Origin of the sequence: Yersinia rochesterensis (genome assembly GCF_003600645.1) — a bacterium.
In the GTDB taxonomy this organism is placed as follows: domain Bacteria; phylum Pseudomonadota; class Gammaproteobacteria; order Enterobacterales; family Enterobacteriaceae; genus Yersinia; species Yersinia rochesterensis.
In genome coordinates this window covers 1192450-1212059 of the sequence record NZ_CP032482.1, presented here as the reverse complement: position 1 = coordinate 1212059, position 19610 = coordinate 1192450, and the positions used below count along the sequence as shown (strand labels likewise).

Below are 19610 nucleotides of genomic sequence, written 5' to 3'. Positions count from 1 at the left end.
CTCACTCTGGGGTAAAGTCGCGCCCTTTATTTGGCCTGGGGGCAATTATGTTCATTGGATTTGACTACGGCACAGCAAACTGCTCGGTTGCCGTGATGCGGGACGATGCGCCCGAATTGCTAGTGCTGGAAAATAATGACGTTTATTTGCCCTCGATGCTGTGCGCCCCGACGCGGGAAGCCGTAAGTGAGTGCCTGCACCGCCATTGGCAGGTGCCAACAGGCAGTGACGAAAATCAGCAACTATTACGCCGGGCCATGGCGTTCAATCGCGAAGAAGATATTCCGGTGGCCGCCGACAGCTTGATGTTCGGCTTGTCTGCACTGGCTCACTATATTGAAGATCCCGAAGAAGTTTACTTTGTAAAATCGCCTAAATCTTTCTTGGGTGCCAATGGGTTGAAACCGCAACAGTTGGCGCTGTTTGAGGATTTAGTCTGCGCCATGATGTTCCACATCAAACGCCAGGCGGAAGCGGTATTGTCATCAGAAATTAGCCAGACGGTGATTGGCCGCCCAGTTAACTTCCAAGGTTCCGGCGGTGAAGAAGCCAACCGACAAGCCGAGGGGATTTTGCTGCGTGCCGCGCAACGCGCGGGTTTTCGCGATATCGCCTTCCAGTTTGAGCCGGTGGCTGCGGGGCTGGATTTTGAAGCCACACTGACCAGTGAAAAAACCGTTTTAGTGGTGGATATCGGCGGGGGAACCACGGACTGCTCGGTGCTATTAATGGGGCCAAAATGGCAAGGTTTGGCCGACCGCCAGCAAAGTCTGCTGGGTCACAGCGGTTGCCGTGTCGGGGGGAATGACCTTGATATCATGTTGGCATTTAAGCAACTGATGCCGCTGTTTGGTATGGGAGGCGAGACCGAAAAAGGCATTGCGATGCCGTCATTGCCCTACTGGAACGCGGTTGCCACCAACGATGTTCCCGCCCAGAGTGATTTCTATAGCACCGTGAATGGCCGTTTCTTGCGAGATTTAATCCGTGATGCGGCTAACCCACAGCAAGTTCAGCGCTTGTTGAAAGTCTATCAACAACGTTTAAGTTACCGCCTGGTACGCGCCGCAGAAGAGAGCAAGATTGCGCTGTCCGAGCAACAACAAGTCGCCGCAGCACTGGATTTTGTTCAGCCGGAATTAGGGCAAACTATCAGCCAGCAGCAGCTTGCTGAAGCTATCGCCCAACCCCTGCAACGCATTCAAGAGCAAGTCAGCCTGGCGCTAGCCACCAGCCACATCACGCCCGATGTGATTTACCTGACTGGCGGCAGTGCCCGCTCGCCATTACTGCGTGCCGCCTTACAGCAGCAATTGCCGGGTATCCCACTGGTGGGGGGCAATGATTTTGGCTCCGTCACCGCCGGGTTGGCGCGTTGGGCACAGACACTTTATCGGTGATATTTTTATATTGATGTTGATGTTGATGTTGATTAAGTGATCTGGTTCGGTTGTTAGAGCACCGGAGCATTGTTTCGGTTGATAGTCATTCAGTGATTACTTAATCCCAGTCGCCTCAACCGAGCAGGAGGGCTAGCCGGCCCTCCTGCACCTGCGGCTTGCGCGAAACATTACTGCTATTCGCAGTCCCCTCCGGCAGCCATTGGCCTCATCGAGCCAGCGCGAGTCGCGTCCTGCTCCAGCGCGCTTTTCGCCGGGGTAATTCGTCCCGTCCTTGGGACTCACCCCTTCGGGGCCGCTGCTCGCAGCGTTCAAATCTGCTCCCGGCAGATTTGTCCATGGCGGCTCACTCGGGCCATCGTCTTTGTCGGTAATATTCCTGATTGCGCTCAACATCAAAATCAAAACTATGGTTTTGACCTTGATGTTAAAAGCACATTTGAGCCGCCGAGTGAAGAATGAAGGTAGGACGCGAGGCATGGATGCCGAGCGAGGGCCGCTTGAGCATGGATGCGAATCGGCCCGGTCCGTTAGCGAAATGATGTATGAGGGAACCCACGGAGTGGGCAGGCGATACGTGCGAAGCGCGGGATTCCACAAGGGTGCGCGCCCGCACCCTTTGGCGGTTGGTTCATCGGGGGATAAGTGAGTTCGGTGCTTTAACAACCGAACCCGATCACTAATCACCAAATCGACTCTCAACCAAATCAATGATCAAATACTTAATCAACTAAAACACAAATCCCCCCAAACCTTGACAATATTTTCATATTTCCTCCATTTTTATCCGGTAAATCCCCGCTAAACTAGTAACATATGTATACCCGTCATCTTTCAAGATACAGGTGTGTTGGCTGCGCTCGTTACTCAGCCCATCCTTGGGCCTCGCCTCGCGAGGCCGCTGCAAGCAGCGCTCCTGAATCTCGAAATCTATGGGGTATGAATTTTTATTTTTTGCACCTGTGTGCGCATAAACAGATCAATAAAAGGGACTCACCGCATCATGAAAGCTCAATCCAAACGCACTTCCCGATTGCTGACTTTATTGGGAATCGTGGTGGCGATTATTGTTGCTGTGTTTGTCTGGCGTCATTTCAGTGCTGCCCCACCAAACAGTGCGCCGGGGGCACAGCAAAATGACGGAGGGAGCAGCTCCGCACGCGCGGGTGGCCGCCGTAATATGCCGATGTCTCCAGTGCAAGCCGCCACCGCCACCGAACAAGCTGTGCCGCGTTATCTCACCGGCTTAGGGACAGTGATTGCCGCGAACACCGTCACGGTCACCAGCCGGGTTGATGGCCAGTTAATGGCTATCCACTTTACTGAAGGCCAGCAGGTCAAGGCCGGTGACTTACTGGTCGAAATTGACCCGCGCCCTTACCAAGTCCAACTGACTCAAGCTCAAGGGCAACTGGCCAAAGACCAGGCCACACTGGACAATGCTCGCCGCGATTTGGCCCGCTATCAAAAACTGGCTAAAACCGGCCTGATTTCACAACAAGATTTAGATACTCAAGCCTCATTGGTACGCCAGAGCGAAGGCAGTGTAAAAGCCGATCAAGGGGCTATCGACAGCGCCCAACTGCAACTGACGTATAGCCGCATTACCGCGCCCATCTCCGGTAAAGTCGGGTTAAAACAAGTGGATGTCGGCAACTACATTACCAGCGGCACCGCCACCCCGATTGTGGTTATCACTCAAACACATCCTGTTGATGTGGTCTTCACCCTGCCGGAAAGTGATATCCCGGCCATTATGCAAGCACAGAAAAATGCAGCAAAAAACAATACTACCGTGCCGGTTGAAGCATGGGACCGCACCAATAAGCAGATGCTAGCCCAAGGTTATCTGCTCAGTATTGATAACCAAATTGATACCACCACCGGCACCATTAAGCTGAAAGCCCGCTTTGCCAATGAAGATGACGTGCTGTTCCCGAATCAATTTGTGAATGCGCGTATCAAAGTGGATTTACTGCAAAATGCCGTGGTGGTGCCAACCGCGGCGGTGCAAATGGGTAACGAGGGGAGTTTTGTCTGGACATTAAATGACGAGAATAAAGTCAGTAAGCACTTAGTCACCACCGGAATTCAAGATAGTAAACAAGTGGTTATCAGCACCGGGCTGGAAGCTGGTCAGCGCGTGGTCACTGACGGTATTGATCGCCTGACGGAAGGTTTGCAAGTTGAAGTGGTCACTCCGCGTTCAGCGGATGCTGCGCCAGCCAATGTGGCAGAAAAATCGGCTACGACCGAAAAAGGCACACACCGTCGAGGTGAAAAACCGGCGACTGATACACCGGCTGGCACCGCCCCAGCAGCGGAGAAATCCTGATGCAAGTGATGCCTCCAACACCCGGCGGCGGGCCATCACGGCTGTTTATCCTGCGCCCAGTCGCCACCACATTATTTATGGTGGCCATTCTGTTAGCGGGGATTCTCGGCTACCGCGCCTTACCGGTTTCCGCCCTGCCGGAAGTCGATTATCCGACCATTCAGGTAGTCACCCTCTATCCCGGCGCTAGCCCGGATGTGGTGACCTCCGCCATTACTGCGCCATTAGAGCGCCAGTTTGGTCAGATGTCTGGCTTGAAACAAATGGCGTCACAAAGCTCCGGTGGCGCATCGGTCATCACTTTGCAATTCCAGCTCACTTTGCCGCTGGATGTAGCCGAGCAAGAAGTGCAGGCGGCGATTAACTCCGCCACAAATCTGCTGCCCAATGACCTGCCCTATCCGCCAATTTACAGCAAAGTGAATCCGGCGGATCCGCCCATTCTGACTCTGGCGGTGACCTCCACCGCGATCCCGATGACTCAAGTGGAAGATATGGTCGAAACCCGCATTGCGCAGAAAATCTCGCAAGTGACCGGGGTTGGTTTGGTCACCATCTCTGGCGGTCAGCGCCCAGCAGTGCGGGTAAAACTCAATGCACCGGCGGTAGCCGCCTTAGGGTTAGATAGCGAAACCATTCGCACCGCCATCAGCAATGCCAACGTCAACTCCGCCAAAGGCAGTCTGGACGGGCCAACTCGCTCGGTCACCTTGTCGGCCAATGACCAAATGAAATCCGCCGAGGATTACCGCGACCTGATTGTGGCTTACCAAAATGGTGCGCCAGTGCGCTTGCAGGATGTCGCCACCATCGAACAGGGCGCAGAAAATAACAAACTGGCCGCCTGGGCCAATACCCAACAGGCGATTGTGCTGAATATCCAGCGCCAGCCGGGGGTTAATGTGATTGCCACTGCCGACAGTATTCGCGAAATGCTGCCGGATTTGATCAAAAGCCTGCCGAAGTCAGTTGATGTCAAAGTGCTGACCGACCGCACCACCACTATCCGCGCCTCGGTCAGTGATGTGCAGTTTGAATTAATGCTAGCGATTGTATTGGTGGTGATGGTGATTTACCTGTTCCTGCGCAATGCAGCAGCCACCATTATCCCCAGTATTGCCGTGCCGCTGTCACTGATTGGGACATTCGCCGCGATGTATTTCCTTGGTTTTTCAATCAATAACCTGACATTAATGGCCCTGACCATTGCCACCGGTTTTGTGGTCGATGATGCCATCGTGGTGATTGAAAATATTTCGCGCTATATCGAAAAGGGCGAGAAACCGCTGGATGCCGCGCTAAAAGGGGCTGGTGAGATTGGATTTACCATTATTTCTCTGACTTTCTCATTGATTGCGGTGTTGATTCCGCTGCTATTTATGGGTGATATCGTCGGCCGCCTGTTCCGCGAATTTGCCGTCACACTGGCGGTGGCTATCCTGATTTCAGCGGTGGTTTCCCTGACACTGACACCAATGATGTGCGCACGGATGCTCAGTTATGAATCTCTGCGCAAGCAAAACCGCCTGTCGCGCGCCAGTGAAAAATTCTTTGATTGGGTCATCGCCCATTATGCAGCCGCACTGAAAAAAGTGCTTAATCATCAATGGATTACTCTGGGTGTCGCCCTAAGCACTCTGGTGTTGACCGTGTTGCTTTACTTATTGATCCCTAAAGGCTTTTTCCCCTTGCAGGACAATGGACTCATTCAGGGCACTTTGGAAGCGCCGCAATCTGTTTCATTCAGTAATATGGCGGAACGCCAGCAACAAGTGGCCGCGATTATCCTGAAAGATCCGGCGGTCGAAAGCTTGACCTCATTTGTCGGGGTCGATGGCACCAATGCCACTCTCAACAATGGTCGGTTGCAGATTAACCTTAAGCCGTTGAGCAGCCGAGAGGAGCGCATCCCAGAGATAATCAACCGCTTGCAGCAGAGTGTGGCCGGAATTCCGGGGATTAAACTCTATTTGCAGCCGGTGCAAGACTTGACCATTGATACCCAACTGAGCCGTACCCAATATCAGTTCACTCTGCAAGCTACCTCACTGGAGGAACTGAGCACCTGGGTGCCGAAATTGGTCAGTGAATTACAGCAACAAGCGCCATTCCAGGATGTCACCAGCGACTGGCAAGATCAGGGGTTAGTGGCCTTTGTTAATGTCGACCGAGACAGCGCCAGCCGTCTGGGGATCACCATGGCAGCCATCGACAACGCGCTCTATAACGCCTTTGGCCAGCGGTTGATTTCCACCATTTATACCCAAGCCAATCAGTATCGGGTGGTGTTGGAGCATGATGTCAAAGCCACACCGGGGCTGGCGGCTTTCAATGATATCCGCCTGACTGGCAGTGACGGCAAAGGTGTGCCGCTAAGCAGCATTGCCACTATTGAAGAGCGTTTTGGGCCGCTTTCTATCAACCATTTGAATCAGTTCCCATCAGCCACCATCTCATTCAATTTGGCGCAGGGCTATTCTCTGGGGGAAGCCGTCAATGCCGTGACCCAAGCGGAGCAGGCAATTGAGCTACCGGCGGATATTATGACCCGCTTCCAAGGTTCGACACTGGCATTCCAGGCCGCACTGGGCAGCACGCTATGGCTGATTATTGCCGCTATTGTGGCGATGTATATCGTGCTCGGGGTGTTGTACGAAAGTTTTATTCACCCGGTGACTATCTTATCCACCCTGCCGACCGCCGGTGTCGGGGCTTTGCTAGCCCTGATGTTGACCGGCAATGAGCTGGATGTGATCGCCATTATCGGGATCATTCTGCTGATCGGCATCGTGAAGAAAAACGCCATCATGATGATCGACTTTGCGCTGGCCGCCGAGCGGGATCAGGGCATGACGCCGTATGATGCAATTTATCAAGCTTGTTTATTGCGCTTCCGCCCTATTCTGATGACCACATTGGCCGCGCTGTTTGGCGCGTTGCCACTGATGCTCAGTACCGGTTCCGGGGCCGAATTACGCAATCCTCTCGGGGTCTGTATGGTCGGCGGACTGATTGTCAGCCAGGTGCTGACCCTGTTCACTACGCCAGTTATCTATCTGTTATTTGATAAACTGGCACGCAATTCCCATGGCAAAAATCGCTATCATCATGAAGATATTGAGACGCCAGAATTGCCAGATGGGCGGGAACAGCCGTGAAATTCTTTGCTCTGTTCATCCAGCGCCCGGTCGCCACCACCCTGCTGACACTGGCCATCACCCTCAGCGGAATTATCGGCTTTAGCTTATTGCCGGTATCACCGCTGCCGCAGGTCGATTATCCGGTGATTATGGTCAGTGCCTCCATGCCCGGTGCCGACCCCGAAACCATGGCGTCATCCATTGCCACACCACTGGAACGCGCACTGGGAAGAATTGCTGGCGTCAATGAAATGACTTCAACCAGCTCGCTGGGCAGTACGCGAATTATTCTGCAATTCTCCCTCGACCGCGATATTAATGGTGCGGCCCGTGATGTACAGGCGGCGCTTAATGCCGCGCAAAGCTTGCTCCCCTCGGGCATGCCAAACCGCCCAACCTATTTCAAAATGAACCCGTCTGATGCGCCAATTATGATCATGACGCTGACCTCGGATACTTTCAGTCAGGGCCAATTATATGACTTTGCCTCGACTCAATTGGCACAGAAAATTGCTCAGACCGAGGGCGTCAGTGAGGTTTCCGTCGGTGGCAGTTCACTGCCTGCGGTGCGGGTAGAGCTTAATCCTAGCGCACTGTTCAACCAAGGTGTGTCACTGGATGCGGTGCGTCAGGCGATTAGCGCGGCCAATGTGCGCCGCCCGCAAGGTTCCATTGATAGCAATGAGCAACATTGGCAGGTGCAGGCCAATGATGAGATCAAAACTGCCGAGGGTTATCGCCCGCTTATCATTCACTACAACAATGGATCCGCAGTGCGGCTGCAAGATGTCGCCAATGTCGTCGACTCCGTGCAGGATGTGCGCAATGCCGGGATGTCTGACGGTAAACCCGCGATTCTCTTGGTGATCAGCCGTGAACCGGGGGCGAATATTATCGCCACGGTCGACAGAATTCGGGCCGAACTCCCGGCCCTGCGCGCTTCTATTCCGGCCTCGATTCAATTGAATATTGCGCAAGATCGCTCGCCGACGATCCGCGCCTCACTGGATGAAGTGGAGCAATCGCTGGTGATCGCCGTGGCATTGGTGATTCTGGTGGTGTTCCTGTTCCTACGATCAGGCCGCGCCACCTTGATCCCCGCCGTTGCGGTGCCGGTTTCGCTGATTGGCACCTTTGCTGCTATGTATTTGTGCGACTTTAGCCTTAATAATCTGTCATTGATGGCGCTGACCATCGCCACCGGATTTGTGGTCGACGACGCCATTGTGGTGCTGGAGAATATTTCTCGCCATCTGGAGGCCGGGGTCAAACCGATGGTTGCCGCCCTGCGCGGGGTGCGCGAAGTCGGCTTTACTGTGCTGTCGATGAGTATTTCTCTGGTGGCAGTGTTTATTCCGCTGCTGCTGATGGAGGGGTTACCGGGGCGGTTATTCCGTGAGTTTGCCGTTACATTGTCGGTGGCTATCGGTATCTCGTTAGTTATTTCGTTGACCCTAACGCCGATGATGTGCGCCCATTTGCTACGCGCCCATCCGGCCGGTCAGCAGCAACGTATTCGCGGTTTCGGTAAAGTGCTGCTAGCTATTCAGAAAGGTTATGGCCGCTCACTCAATTGGGTGTTGGGCCATACGCGCTGGGTAATGGCCGTGCTGCTTTCCACTATTGCGCTGAATGTTTGGCTCTATATCAGTATCCCAAAAACCTTTTTCCCTGAGCAGGATACCGGCCGCATGATGGGCTTTATTCAAGCCGATCAGAGTATTTCTTTCCAGGCAATGCAGCAAAAACTGAAAGATTTTATGAAAATTGTCAGTGCCGATCCAGCGGTCGACAATGTGACTGGATTTACCGGCGGTTCGCGCACCAACAGCGGTTCGATGTTTATCTCATTGAAACCACTGAGTGAACGCAGCGAAACAGCCCAACAAGTGATTGCCCGGCTACGCGGCAAATTGGCAAAAGAGCCGGGGGCCAGTTTGTTCCTCTCTCCGGTGCAGGATATTCGCGTCGGTGGCCGTCAATCCAACGCCAGCTATCAATTTACGTTATTGGCGGATGACTTAACCGCCCTGCGTGAATGGGAGCCAAAAGTCCGAGCTGCCCTGAGCAAGTTACCGGAGTTAGCCGATGTGAACTCCGACCAACAGGATAAAGGCTCGGAAATGGCGCTGACCTATGACCGCGAAACCATGGCGCGGCTGGGTATTGATGTGTCAGATGCCAACGCGTTGCTCAATAACGCCTTTGGTCAGCGGCAAATTTCCACTATTTATCAGCCACTAAACCAATACAAAGTGGTGATGGAAGTCGCGCCTCAATACACGCAGGATGTGAGTTCACTGGACAAAATGTTTGTGATTAACAGCAACGGTCAGTCAATTCCACTGTCTTATTTTGCTAAATGGCGGCCGGCGAATGCCCCGCTGGCGGTCAATCATCAAGGTTTATCAGCCGCCTCGACTATCTCATTTAACTTACCCGATGGCGGTAGCCTGTCTGAAGCCACCGCCGCAGTTGAGCGGGCAATGACAGAGTTGGGGGTGCCGAGCACGGTGCGCGGCGTGTTTGCCGGTACCGCGCAGGTGTTCCAGGAAACCTTGAAATCTCAGCTTTGGCTGATTATGGCGGCGATCGCCACGGTGTATATCGTGCTGGGGATTTTGTATGAAAGTTATGTTCATCCGCTGACCATATTATCAACGTTGCCCTCCGCCGGGGTCGGGGCATTACTGGCGCTGGAACTGTTCGATGCGCCCTTTAGTCTCATCGCCCTGATTGGTATTATGCTATTGATTGGTATCGTGAAAAAGAACGCCATCATGATGGTCGACTTTGCTCTCGATGCACAACGCAATAGCAATATTAGCGCCCGCGATGCCATTTTCCAGGCCAGTTTGCTGCGCTTTAGACCGATTATGATGACCACACTGGCCGCCTTATTCGGCGCGTTGCCGTTGGTCTTGGGCAGTGGTGATGGCGCTGAATTACGCCAACCACTCGGGATTACTATTGTTGGCGGGTTGGTCATGAGCCAGTTACTCACCTTATATACCACGCCAGTGGTTTATCTCTATTTTGACCAGCTACGCAGCCGCTTTAGTAAAAAGCCGTTGATGAGACTGGAATAATGGCAAACGCTATAGACTTAAAAGTGCAGCCAACACACCTGCGTGTTTAAAAATGATGGATATGGCAATTATTATTGCGCTACTAGCCCTGATATTTAACCGCGTACCACCGGATACCAGCATTAATCGTAATCTACCCCGCCCGTCCGCGAAACCGGCTAACCGATAAAATAGGTGGAAATAGCATGAGAATCGGCATTACCGGAAAACTGTTTATGGCGATATTTGCCACCTGCATGCTGGTGCTCATCACCATGCATTGGGGAATAAGAGCCAGCTTCGAGCGCGGCTTTATTGATTATATCAAGCAAACTAATGAACAGCGGATAGCCATGCTAGGAGATGCGCTTGAAGTTCAATATCAGCGCTACGGTAATTGGGATTTTTTGCGCAATAATGATCAAGTTATTTATCAGATAATGAAGTCTCTCGAGCAAAGTAATGATAACGGCCGCAACTTGCCCCCACGCGGTTGGCGCACTCAATTTTGGGTGGTGGATAATGATAATAATCTGCTGGTTGGGCACACCGGGAAGCTCCCCAAAGAGGCCAGCAGCAGGGCAATAACCGTGAATAAACAGGTGGTTGGCTGGGTGATATCTACCCCACCGGAAAAACTAACCCGCAATGCTGATATTAATTTTGATCAGCAACAGCGCCGCACCAGTTGGATTATTGTCGCCTTGTCGACTTTCTTGGCCGCTGCTGTGACCTGGATTTTATCGCGCGGCATGTTGGCTCCAGTAAAACGCTTGGTGGAAGGGACTCATCGGCTGGCTGCCGGTGATTTCAGCGCCCGCGTGGCGGTCAGTAGCCGCGATGAATTGGGTCGTTTGGCGCAGGATTTTAACCAGTTAGCCAGTTCACTGGAGAAAAATGAACAGAATCGGCGCGACTTTATGGCCGATGTCTCCCACGAGTTACGCACTCCACTGGCGGTATTGCGCGGTGAACTGGAAGCTTTGCAAGATGGCGTGCGCGCGCCAACACCAGAATCGCTGATTTCACTGCAAGCTGAGGTCGCCATACTGACAAAACTGGTGAATGACTTACACCAACTTTCGCTCTCTGATCGAGGGGCGCTGGCTTATCGTAAAACCCAGTTAGATGCCACTCGCCTGCTGCAAATTGCTATTGCCAGCTTCCATGGCCGCTTTGAAGATAAAAATATCCGCATCACCACCCACCTACCTGAACAAGCTGTCATGTTTGGCGACCCCGACCGGCTAAATCAGCTGTTTCACAACTTGTTGGAAAATAGCCTGCGCTACACCAATGAGGGGGGGCAATTAGAAATCAGCGCTCAGCTTGCAGAAGAAACCTTAACGCTAAGCTGGCAGGACACTAAACCGGGCCTTAGTGATGAACAGTTACAACGCATCTTTGAGCGTTTTTATCGCACTGAAAGCTCACGTAACCGCGCCAGTGGCGGCTCGGGGCTGGGCTTGGCAATTTGCCACAATATTGTTGAAGCACATGGCGGTAAAATCAGTGCCGAACATTCGCCTATGGGCGGCCTGCGGATTACGGTAGTATTTCCGCTATTCCATTCAATAGGGTAATTCATCTTATGCACGAACAGCTACAGTCTAGCAGCCAGTTTGGTACCGTATTGATTGTTGAAGATGAGCCCAAACTGGGCCAGTTATTGGTCGATTACCTGCAAGCCGCAGGTTACAGCACTCAGTGGCTCACCAATGGTGCCGAAGTGGTCGCCGCCGTCCGCCAGGCTCCTCCCGCCATCATCTTGCTGGATTTGATGCTACCCGGCAGTAATGGCATCAGTATTTGCCGTGAAATCCGCCGTTTTTCCGATGTCCCTATCATGATGGTCACGGCGAAAACGGAAGAGATTGACCGGCTATTGGGGTTAGAAATAGGGGCTGATGATTATATCTGCAAACCCTATAGCCCACGGGAAGTGGTGGCGCGAGTCAAAACTATCCTGCGCCGTTGCCAACAACAGCGGGAACAACCCAGTGAAAGCGCACAGTTGCTGATTGATGAATCCCGCTTCCAGGCAAGCTATCAGGGCCATTTGCTGGAGCTGACCCCAGCGGAGTTTCGCCTGCTAAAAATCCTGGCAACCCAACCGGGCCATGTCTTTAGCCGCGAGCAACTGCTGAATAATCTGTATGACGATTACCGCGTGGTGACTGACCGCACTATCGACAGCCATATCAAAAATCTGCGGCGAAAATTGGAAGCCCTTGATGGTGAGAAGCCCTTTATTCGCGCGGTTTATGGAATGGGGTATCGCTGGGAGGCCGAGATTTGCCGTTTGCTGTAATTCGCTCTTTACTAATGTTGGTGGTGTATGAGTCGTTGACTACACTCTAATAGGCATATTACCAAAAGGAGCAACATTATGGCCACCGGTCACTATGAGATTAAGAAAGCAAAAAATGGGCAGTATCATTTCAGTCTGAAAGCCAGCAATGGCGAAATAATTCTCACCAGTGAGATGTACGCCAGTAAAGCTTCCGCTGAAAACGGCATATCATCGGTACAAAGTAACTCTCCACTGGAAAGCCAATATGAGTTAAAGCTCAACACGAAAAATGAGCCTTATTTCGTGTTGAAAGCGAAAAACCATCAGGTTATTGGTGTCAGTGAATCCTACAGTTCCGAAGCTGCCGCTAAAAAGGGAATTGCTTCTGTCGTGAAAAACGGCCCGACCACCATAATTAAAGACCTGACACTGTAACCTTATTGATTCGATAGCACTATTTTGCCGAACTACCCTGCTAAGAATGTATTCGCGCGGAGTATGTGACCGCGCTTTTCTCTCCTCATATTGATCCAGATCATTTAAACCTTACAAAAATTGTGCAATGGCTGATTTTCACGATGGGCAAGGTTACAATCCTCGGCTTTTAGCCACTCCCTCGGGCGTGGTTCTGACTTGAACTCAGACTGAGAGCCGTGATATGTCCTTACCAAAAGAGTCGTCATCATCAATATCTTCACCAAATATGCCTTTTACACCGGAATTGTTATCCCCGGCCGGCACCCTTAAAAATATGCGTTATGCTTTTGCTTATGGCGCAGATGCGGTTTATGCCGGTCAGCCGCGCTATAGCCTGCGAGTGCGTAATAATGAATTCAATCACGAGAATCTGGCATTAGGTATTCAGGAAGCCCATGATTTGGGCAAGCGCTTCTATGTGGTGGTGAATATCGCCCCCCACAACTCCAAACTGAAGACCTTTCTACGTGATTTAAAACCGGTAATTGATATGGGGCCAGATGCCCTGATTATGTCTGACCCCGGTTTAATCATGATGGTGCGAGAAGCTTTCCCACAGATGGATATTCACCTGTCGGTGCAAGCCAATGCTGTTAACTGGGCGACCGTTAAATTCTGGCAGCAAATGGGCTTGACCCGCGTGATACTTTCCCGTGAATTATCATTGGAAGAAATCGCTGAAATCCGCGCACAAGTGCCCGACATGGAGCTGGAAATTTTTGTGCACGGCGCACTTTGCATGGCCTATTCCGGCCGCTGCCTGCTCTCCGGCTACATTAATAAACGTGACCCGAACCAGGGAACATGCACCAATGCCTGCCGCTGGGAATATAATGTTCAGGAAGGCAAAGAAGATGATATTGGCAATATCGTGCATATCCATCAGCCTATTGCGGTGAAGAATGTCGAACCCACATTGGGTATCGGCGCCCCAACCGACAAAGTATTTATGATAGAAGAAGCCCAACGCCCAGGTGAGTACATGACGGCGACTGAAGATGAGCATGGCACTTACATCATGAATTCCAAAGACTTGCGTGCTATTCAACATGTAGAGCGCTTGACCCAAATGGGCGTGCATTCGCTGAAAATTGAGGGCCGCACTAAGTCATTCTATTATTGCGCCCGTACCGCGCAGGTTTATCGCCGCGCTATTGATGATGCCGTGGCCGGTAAACCTTTTGACCCGACTTTGCTAACCACATTGGAGGGCTTGGCTCACCGCGGTTATACCGAAGGTTTCCTACGCCGTCATGTGCATGAAGATCAACAAACTTACGACTACGGCTATTCAGTTTCAGAACGCCAGCAATTTGTCGGCGAGTTTACCGGTGTTCGCCGTGATGGGCAGGCTGAAGTCATCGTCAAAAATAAATTCTCAGTCGGTGACAGTGTTGAGTTGATGACTCCCCAGGGTAATATCCAGTTTATCCTTGAAAGTATGCAGGATAAAAAGGGTCAACCGGCAGATATCGCGCCGGGTAACGGGCACATCATGTATTTGCCTATTCCCGAAGACATTAATGTAGAATATGGCTTACTGATACGGAATTTGAACGGAACAAATAGCCGTAATCCTCACGAAAAAGCCTAAGAAGCTGTAATACCAAATAATGCCATCGTTCAGATGGCATTTTTAGCAAATATTAGAAATGGATCACATCAATTATAATAACACTGGGGTAGGATAGCTCGAGTACAATCAAGAACTAAAAAAGTTTTACAGCAAGACTAGGAACCACCTCCTTGGCTAGCCCAATCTCCCTTGGGCTGGCCTTTTCTTTTTATCATCCTAACCTGTTGATTATAGGTAATTTGTCTCATTTTTTTATTATTAGTGGTTCTTGTTATACTGTTTAATAATAACGAGAATTATCTCCTTCCATGAATAATCCCACACCAAATAAAAATCATCTTAGTTAAATAAATATTCCAGTAAAAATAAAAACTATTTTATTAGAGCCAACTATTACTAATATTCTCCATTATTTATTGAATAATCTGATAGATAAATTAAACAAGTGTGGGTTATTGTTAAGTTTATTGCAAAAACGCTCTGGAGCAAGTTATGACCTCAATGCCACAGACACTCCTCATCCTTAATGGTAAAGGAGCGGGTAACCAAGATGTTCGCAATGCCGTCAAAAACTTGCGCGAGGAAGGTGTGACTCTCCATGTTCGTGTTACTTGGGAGCACGGTGATGCAAAACGCTATGTCGAAGAAGCCGCATTATTGGCGGTTGATACAGTCATTGCCGGTGGTGGCGATGGCACTATCAATGAAGTCGCCAGCGCACTGATAACATTACCGGAGGAAAATCGCCCCTGTTTGGGTATCCTGCCATTGGGGACGGCCAACGATTTCGCCACCAGTTGCAGCATTCCTCTGCAAATAGAAAACGCATTGCAATTAGCGGTGAAAGGCCGCGTGGTTGCCATTGATTTAGCGCAAGTGAATGATAAACACTATTTTATCAATATGGCTACCGGGGGCTTTGGTACTCGCATAACTACCGAAACGCCGGACAAACTCAAGGCAGTGTTAGGTGGCGCGTCTTACTTTATTCACGGTCTGATGCGCATGGACGCCATTAAAGCTGACAGCTGTGAAATTCGCGGCCCTGGCTTTGAATGGTCTGGCGATGCTTTGGTAATAGGAATTGGCAATGGCCGACAAGCCGGTGGCGGGCAACCGCTCTGCCCTGATGCTCTGATTAATGATGGTTTGTTGCAATTGCGTTTGTTGATCGCCGAAGAATTACTGCCCGCGCTATTGGCCAGCGTCTTCAGTGGTGAGAAAAACAAGAATGTCATTGAAACATCGCTACCCTGGCTCGACATCACCGCGCCGCATGACATTACTTTCAATCTGGATGGTGAGCCGTTATCAGGAAAAAACTTTCATATTGAGATAATCCCCAATGCTATCCAATGTCGCCTCCCTCCTAATTGTGAGCTGCTAGGCTAACTATCTACACAAGGGCTAGCAATCGTTAGCCTATGATTATTCTCTATTTTATCCCTATATTAACTTCTGCATCTTTCATTTCAAATCCGACGTCAGCTTAGACGGTCATATTTTCACCATACGGAAACCTTTCATTTCGATTTAATTTTCTTTTATTTTTAATCTTCATTTTGAAAGATTTTTCTTTCAAAGTGTGATCTATATGCGATAAATAGATCTAAAAAATGATTATGGTAGTGCACATGGCGACAAACAAGATGCTGAAGTTTATTCTGAACTCTCCGTGTTTTGAAACCGCTTTAGCAGGCGGAACATTAAATTTCTTTTGATAACAAAAGTTTATAAAAACAGCCATAGCCTCGATTACAGGAGAAGAAGAATGATTGAACTTATAACCCATGGAGCCGAGTGGTTTATCGGACTCTTCCAGAAAGGGGGAGAAGTTTTTGTTGGAATGGTCACCGGGATTTTACCTTTATTAATTAGTTTGTTAGTCATCATGAATGCGCTGATCAAATTTGTCGGTCAGGACAGGATTGAACGATTGGCGCAACGTTGCGCGGGGAACCCTGTTTCTCGTTATCTGTTGCTGCCAGTGATTGGTACCTTTGTATTCTGTAACCCGATGACATTAAGTCTCGGGCGCTTTATGCCAGAAAAATACAAACCAAGCTATTACGCCGCAGCGTCTTACAGCTGTCACTCAATGAATGGTTTGTTCCCACACATCAATCCAGGTGAATTATTCGTCTACCTCGGTATCGCCAGTGGTTTAACCACACTGGGCCTGCCATTAGGCCCGCTGGCGGTGAGCTACTTCCTGGTCGGGATGGTGACCAACTTCTTCCGCGGCTGGATTACTGACCTGACGACATCCATTTTCGAACGCAAAATGGGCATCCGCCTAGACCGTGACGTACAACTTTAATATGTAATTCAAATACATACTGTGTGGAGCAGATCATGAGTGAATTTATCCGGATTGAAAAAGGCGAAGGCGGTTGGGGTGGTCCATTAGAGTTGCCAATCGTCCCCGGTAAAAAAATTGTCTATATCACTGCCGGAACCCGCCCGGCCATTATTGACCGCATCAGCGAACTGACTGGCTGGGAAGCCGTCGATGGTTTCAAAGAAGGCGAGCCGCCAGCGGAAGAAATCGCCATTGCCATTATTGACTGTGGGGGCACCCTGCGCTGTGGTTTGTACCCTAAGCGCCGTATACCTACCGTCAACATCCATTCAACCGGTCAATCTGGGCCGATGGCGCAATACATACTGGAAGATATTTATGTCTCCGGCGTCCGTGAAAAGAATATCCAGAAAATCAGTAAAACCGACAGTGCAGCCGCCGCCGCTCCGACAGTAGAAGCCACACCCAAAGCGGCGGACACCCCTGCTGCCAAAGGGGGGCGTGATTACGATACCACCAAGAAAATCACCGAACAAAGTGACGGTTTGCTGGCAAAAGTGGGGATGGGCATGGGTTCTGTTGTGGCCGTGTTCTTCCAGTCAGGCCGCGACACCATTGATACTGTACTGAAAACCATTCTGCCATTTATGGCCTTCGTCTCGGCATTAATCGGCATCATCATGGCATCCGGTTTGGGTGATTTTATTGCCCACGGCTTAACGCCGCTGGCCAGCAGCCCGATTGGCTTAGTGCTCTTGGCGCTGATTTGTTCCTTCCCGCTGTTGTCACCATTCTTAGGCCCAGGGGCAGTTATTGCGCAAGTTATCGGCGTATTGGTTGGGGTACAAATTGGTTTGGGGAATATCCCACCGCAATTAGCCCTGCCAGCATTATTTGCGATTAATGCTCAAGCAGCATGTGACTTCATCCCTGTCGGCCTGTCTCTGGCTGAAGCGAAGCAAGATACCGTCCGCGTGGGTGTTCCATCCGTCTTGGTTGGCCGCTTCCTGACAGGTGCGCCGACGGTATTGATTGCTTGGGCAGCATCTGCCTTTATTTATCAATAAGATGTTATTAGCAAGAGAGAAGAATTAGACTTTCTGTAATAAATTCAACGGTTAAGGATGTACGTGTGAATACTATTTATCAGACAACTATTACCAATATCGGAGGCAGCGCCCGTGAGGCGCTGCTGGATGACATGCTCATCACCTTCCGCGAAGGGGCACCTAAAGATATTGAAGAGTTCTGTTTTATCCACCAGCACAGCGCCACTGATGGGGAATTACAGGCTGGCAACATTATGGAATTGGCCGAGATACGCTATGTCATCACCGCCGTGGGCGAAGTGGCGACGCAAAACCTCCGTGAATTGGGTCATATCACCATCCGATTTAATGGCGATGAGCATCCAGAGTTCCCAGGTTCTATTCATGTTATTGGCCCGACACCAACTGATATTTCTGTTGGCAGTTCGTTGAAATTTATTCGTTAATTTATTTATTAATTTATATCCGACGTTTTGAAGTTGCAGGGCGTACAGCTAATACCGCTGCAATTTCAATCACTAAGGATAAATTGGGAGGTCGTTATGTCACAACAAGTAGCAGTAGTGATTGGTGGTGGGCAAACTCTGGGTGCATTTTTGTGCCATGGTCTGGCCGAAGCAGGTTATAAAGTGGCGGTTGCTGATTTGAATTCAGATAACGCACAGTTGGTCGCGGACCAGATTAATGCCGAATATGGTACCGACAGCGCACAAGGTTTCCAGGTTGATGCAACCAATGAAAACAGCGTACAGATGTTGGCAAAAGCGGTCGATCAGCGCTTCCATCAAGCTAATTTGCTGGTTTACAGTGCTGGCATTGCTAAGGCCGCGCCTATCACTGATTTCCCGCTGGATGATTTTGACCGCTCACTGCAAGTGAACCTGGTAGGTTACTTCTTATGTGCTCGCGAATTCTCCCGCCTGATGATCCGTGATGGCATTGCCGGGCGCATCATCCAAATCAATTCTAAATCAGGTAAAGTCGGCAGCAAACACAACTCGGGTTACAGCGCCGCGAAATTTGGTGGTGTTGGTTTGACACAATCATTGGCGCTCGATTTGGCGGATTACGGCATCACCGTGCATTCACTGATGTTAGGAAATCTGTTAAAATCGCCGATGTTCCAATCACTTTTGCCGCAATACGCTGCAAAATTGGGCATTAAACCCGAAGAAGTTGAAAAATATTATACCGATAAAGTGCCACTAAAACGCGGCTGCGATTATCAGGATGTGCTCAATACGCTGTTGTTCTACGCCAGTGATAAAGCCGCGTATTGTACCGGCCAATCTATTAACATTACCGGCGGGCAAGTGATGTTTTAAAGCAATAATTTTTAAAGCAATGAGTTATCAAGCCCGAATCACTGACTCGCACCAGTGATTCGGGTGCATGAGTGCAGCTAACACCGCTGCGGCGTCTAGGGCGAAGATATGACTCAAAGCCATTGGCGTTGCAGCAAGGCAGCCAACGAGTAAATCTCGATGAGCTGACATCAGTCAGTGATTCGGGTGCATGAGTGCAGCTAACACCGCTGCGGCGTCTAGGGCGAAGAGTAAAAGGGTAAATTATGTCTCCTACATCAGCACTGATCAGTATTGTCATCATCGCCTGGGTACTCCAGATTTTGCTCGGATGGTGGCAAATCAACCGCTTTAACCGTGCTTTTGATAGGCTTTGCCAAAACAGTAAATCGGTCGGAGTGGGCCGTTCTGGTGGGCGTTTTAAACCGAGAGTGGTGATGGCGCTGGCTTTTGATGAGAATATGCGCGTCAGTGACAGCATGATCATGCGTGGCATCAGTGTTTTTGCCCGCCCACGCGCATTACTGCACCTTCATGGATTACATCAGCAGGATTTAATCCCGGATGTGATCTTCCCTACGGATACAGCATGTCAAACTGCACTATCATTAGCGATTAAACCGAAATCATGATATTTTCATAATGAAAGTTATTCTTTTTCATGTG

14 protein-coding genes are annotated in these 19610 nt (G+C 50.3%); all 14 read left to right on the top strand.

Features of this window, described 5'->3' with window-relative positions; genetic code table 11:
* The first annotated feature begins 47 nt into the window (after window positions 1–47).
* The 14 genes from yegD (at window position 48) to gutM (ending at window position 19576) form a co-directional block, all read left to right on the top strand.
* Window positions 48–1400, top strand: a complete 1353-nt coding sequence (yegD, locus tag DXZ79_RS05625) for a molecular chaperone (protein WP_038635214.1) — start codon at window positions 48–50, stop codon at window positions 1398–1400.
* A 1003-nt stretch (window positions 1401–2403) separates the two neighbouring features.
* On the top strand, window positions 2404–3735 hold the full coding sequence (locus tag DXZ79_RS05610; RefSeq protein WP_038635220.1) for an MdtA/MuxA family multidrug efflux RND transporter periplasmic adaptor subunit: 1332 nt from the start codon (window positions 2404–2406) through the stop codon (window positions 3733–3735).
* Window positions 3735–6893, top strand: a complete 3159-nt coding sequence (locus DXZ79_RS05605) for an MdtB/MuxB family multidrug efflux RND transporter permease subunit (RefSeq protein ID WP_038635223.1) — start codon at window positions 3735–3737, stop codon at window positions 6891–6893. The genes DXZ79_RS05610 and DXZ79_RS05605 overlap by 1 nt, the downstream gene beginning before the upstream one ends.
* A complete protein-coding gene (gene mdtC / locus DXZ79_RS05600) occupies window positions 6890–9964 on the top strand; it encodes a multidrug efflux RND transporter permease subunit MdtC (RefSeq protein ID WP_038635227.1) in 3075 nt (1024 codons plus the stop codon). The genes DXZ79_RS05605 and mdtC overlap by 4 nt, the downstream gene beginning before the upstream one ends.
* A gap of 185 nt (window positions 9965–10149) precedes the next feature.
* Window positions 10150–11526 (top strand): envelope stress sensor histidine kinase BaeS, encoded by a 1377-nt coding sequence (baeS, locus tag DXZ79_RS05595; protein WP_120011147.1) that lies wholly within the window; start codon window positions 10150–10152, stop codon window positions 11524–11526.
* Window positions 11527–11534: 8 nt separating this feature from the next.
* Window positions 11535–12254: an envelope stress response regulator BaeR gene (gene baeR, locus DXZ79_RS05590; RefSeq protein WP_038635233.1), complete on the top strand. Its 720-nt coding sequence runs from the start codon at window positions 11535–11537 to the stop codon at window positions 12252–12254.
* A gap of 78 nt (window positions 12255–12332) precedes the next feature.
* On the top strand, window positions 12333–12671 hold the full coding sequence (locus DXZ79_RS05585) for a YegP family protein (protein WP_038635235.1): 339 nt from the start codon (window positions 12333–12335) through the stop codon (window positions 12669–12671).
* A gap of 316 nt (window positions 12672–12987) precedes the next feature.
* Window positions 12988–14307 carry a prephenate-dependent tRNA uridine(34) hydroxylase TrhP gene (gene trhP, locus DXZ79_RS05580; protein ID WP_230852346.1) on the top strand — a complete coding sequence of 440 codons (1320 nt, stop codon included), beginning with the start codon at window positions 12988–12990 and terminating at the stop codon, window positions 14305–14307.
* A 483-nt stretch (window positions 14308–14790) separates the two neighbouring features.
* On the top strand, window positions 14791–15681 hold the full coding sequence (gene yegS / locus DXZ79_RS05575) for a lipid kinase YegS (RefSeq protein ID WP_072089049.1): 891 nt from the start codon (window positions 14791–14793) through the stop codon (window positions 15679–15681).
* 379 nt (window positions 15682–16060) lie between these two features.
* A complete protein-coding gene (srlA, locus tag DXZ79_RS05570) occupies window positions 16061–16609 on the top strand; it encodes a PTS glucitol/sorbitol transporter subunit IIC (protein ID WP_038635245.1) in 549 nt (182 codons plus the stop codon).
* 35 nt (window positions 16610–16644) lie between these two features.
* On the top strand, window positions 16645–17658 hold the full coding sequence (gene srlE / locus DXZ79_RS05565) for a PTS glucitol/sorbitol transporter subunit IIB (protein ID WP_038635248.1): 1014 nt from the start codon (window positions 16645–16647) through the stop codon (window positions 17656–17658).
* Between the two features lie 65 nt (window positions 17659–17723).
* A complete protein-coding gene (gene srlB / locus DXZ79_RS05560; protein ID WP_050291479.1) occupies window positions 17724–18086 on the top strand; it encodes a PTS glucitol/sorbitol transporter subunit IIA in 363 nt (120 codons plus the stop codon).
* A gap of 96 nt (window positions 18087–18182) precedes the next feature.
* Window positions 18183–18965: a sorbitol-6-phosphate dehydrogenase gene (srlD, locus tag DXZ79_RS05555; protein ID WP_038635254.1), complete on the top strand. Its 783-nt coding sequence runs from the start codon at window positions 18183–18185 to the stop codon at window positions 18963–18965.
* Window positions 18966–19210: 245 nt separating this feature from the next.
* The gene (gene gutM, locus DXZ79_RS05550) at window positions 19211–19576 is read left to right on the top strand and encodes a transcriptional regulator GutM (protein WP_120011146.1); all 366 of its coding nucleotides are present in this window, start codon (window positions 19211–19213) and stop codon (window positions 19574–19576) included.
* Window positions 19577–19610: the final 34 nt, after the last annotated feature.

Bases quoted from the DNA above. Each gene is read 5' to 3' on its own strand.
- yegD (WP_038635214.1), top strand. From the start codon at position 48: ATGTTCATTGGATTTGACTACGGCACAGCAAACTGCTCGGTTGCCGTG.
- DXZ79_RS05610 (WP_038635220.1), top strand. From the start codon at position 2,404: ATGAAAGCTCAATCCAAACGCACTTCCCGATTGCTGACTTTATTGGGA.
- DXZ79_RS05605 (WP_038635223.1), top strand. From the start codon at position 3,735: ATGCAAGTGATGCCTCCAACACCCGGCGGCGGGCCATCACGGCTGTTT.
- baeS (WP_120011147.1), top strand. From the start codon at position 10,150: ATGAGAATCGGCATTACCGGAAAACTGTTTATGGCGATATTTGCCACC.
- baeR (WP_038635233.1), top strand. From the start codon at position 11,535: ATGCACGAACAGCTACAGTCTAGCAGCCAGTTTGGTACCGTATTGATT.
- DXZ79_RS05585 (WP_038635235.1), top strand. From the start codon at position 12,333: ATGGCCACCGGTCACTATGAGATTAAGAAAGCAAAAAATGGGCAGTAT.
- trhP (WP_230852346.1), top strand. From the start codon at position 12,988: ATGCGTTATGCTTTTGCTTATGGCGCAGATGCGGTTTATGCCGGTCAG.
- yegS (WP_072089049.1), top strand. From the start codon at position 14,791: ATGCCACAGACACTCCTCATCCTTAATGGTAAAGGAGCGGGTAACCAA.
- srlA (WP_038635245.1), top strand. From the start codon at position 16,061: ATGATTGAACTTATAACCCATGGAGCCGAGTGGTTTATCGGACTCTTC.
- srlE (WP_038635248.1), top strand. From the start codon at position 16,645: ATGAGTGAATTTATCCGGATTGAAAAAGGCGAAGGCGGTTGGGGTGGT.
- srlD (WP_038635254.1), top strand. From the start codon at position 18,183: ATGTCACAACAAGTAGCAGTAGTGATTGGTGGTGGGCAAACTCTGGGT.
- gutM (WP_120011146.1), top strand. From the start codon at position 19,211: ATGTCTCCTACATCAGCACTGATCAGTATTGTCATCATCGCCTGGGTA.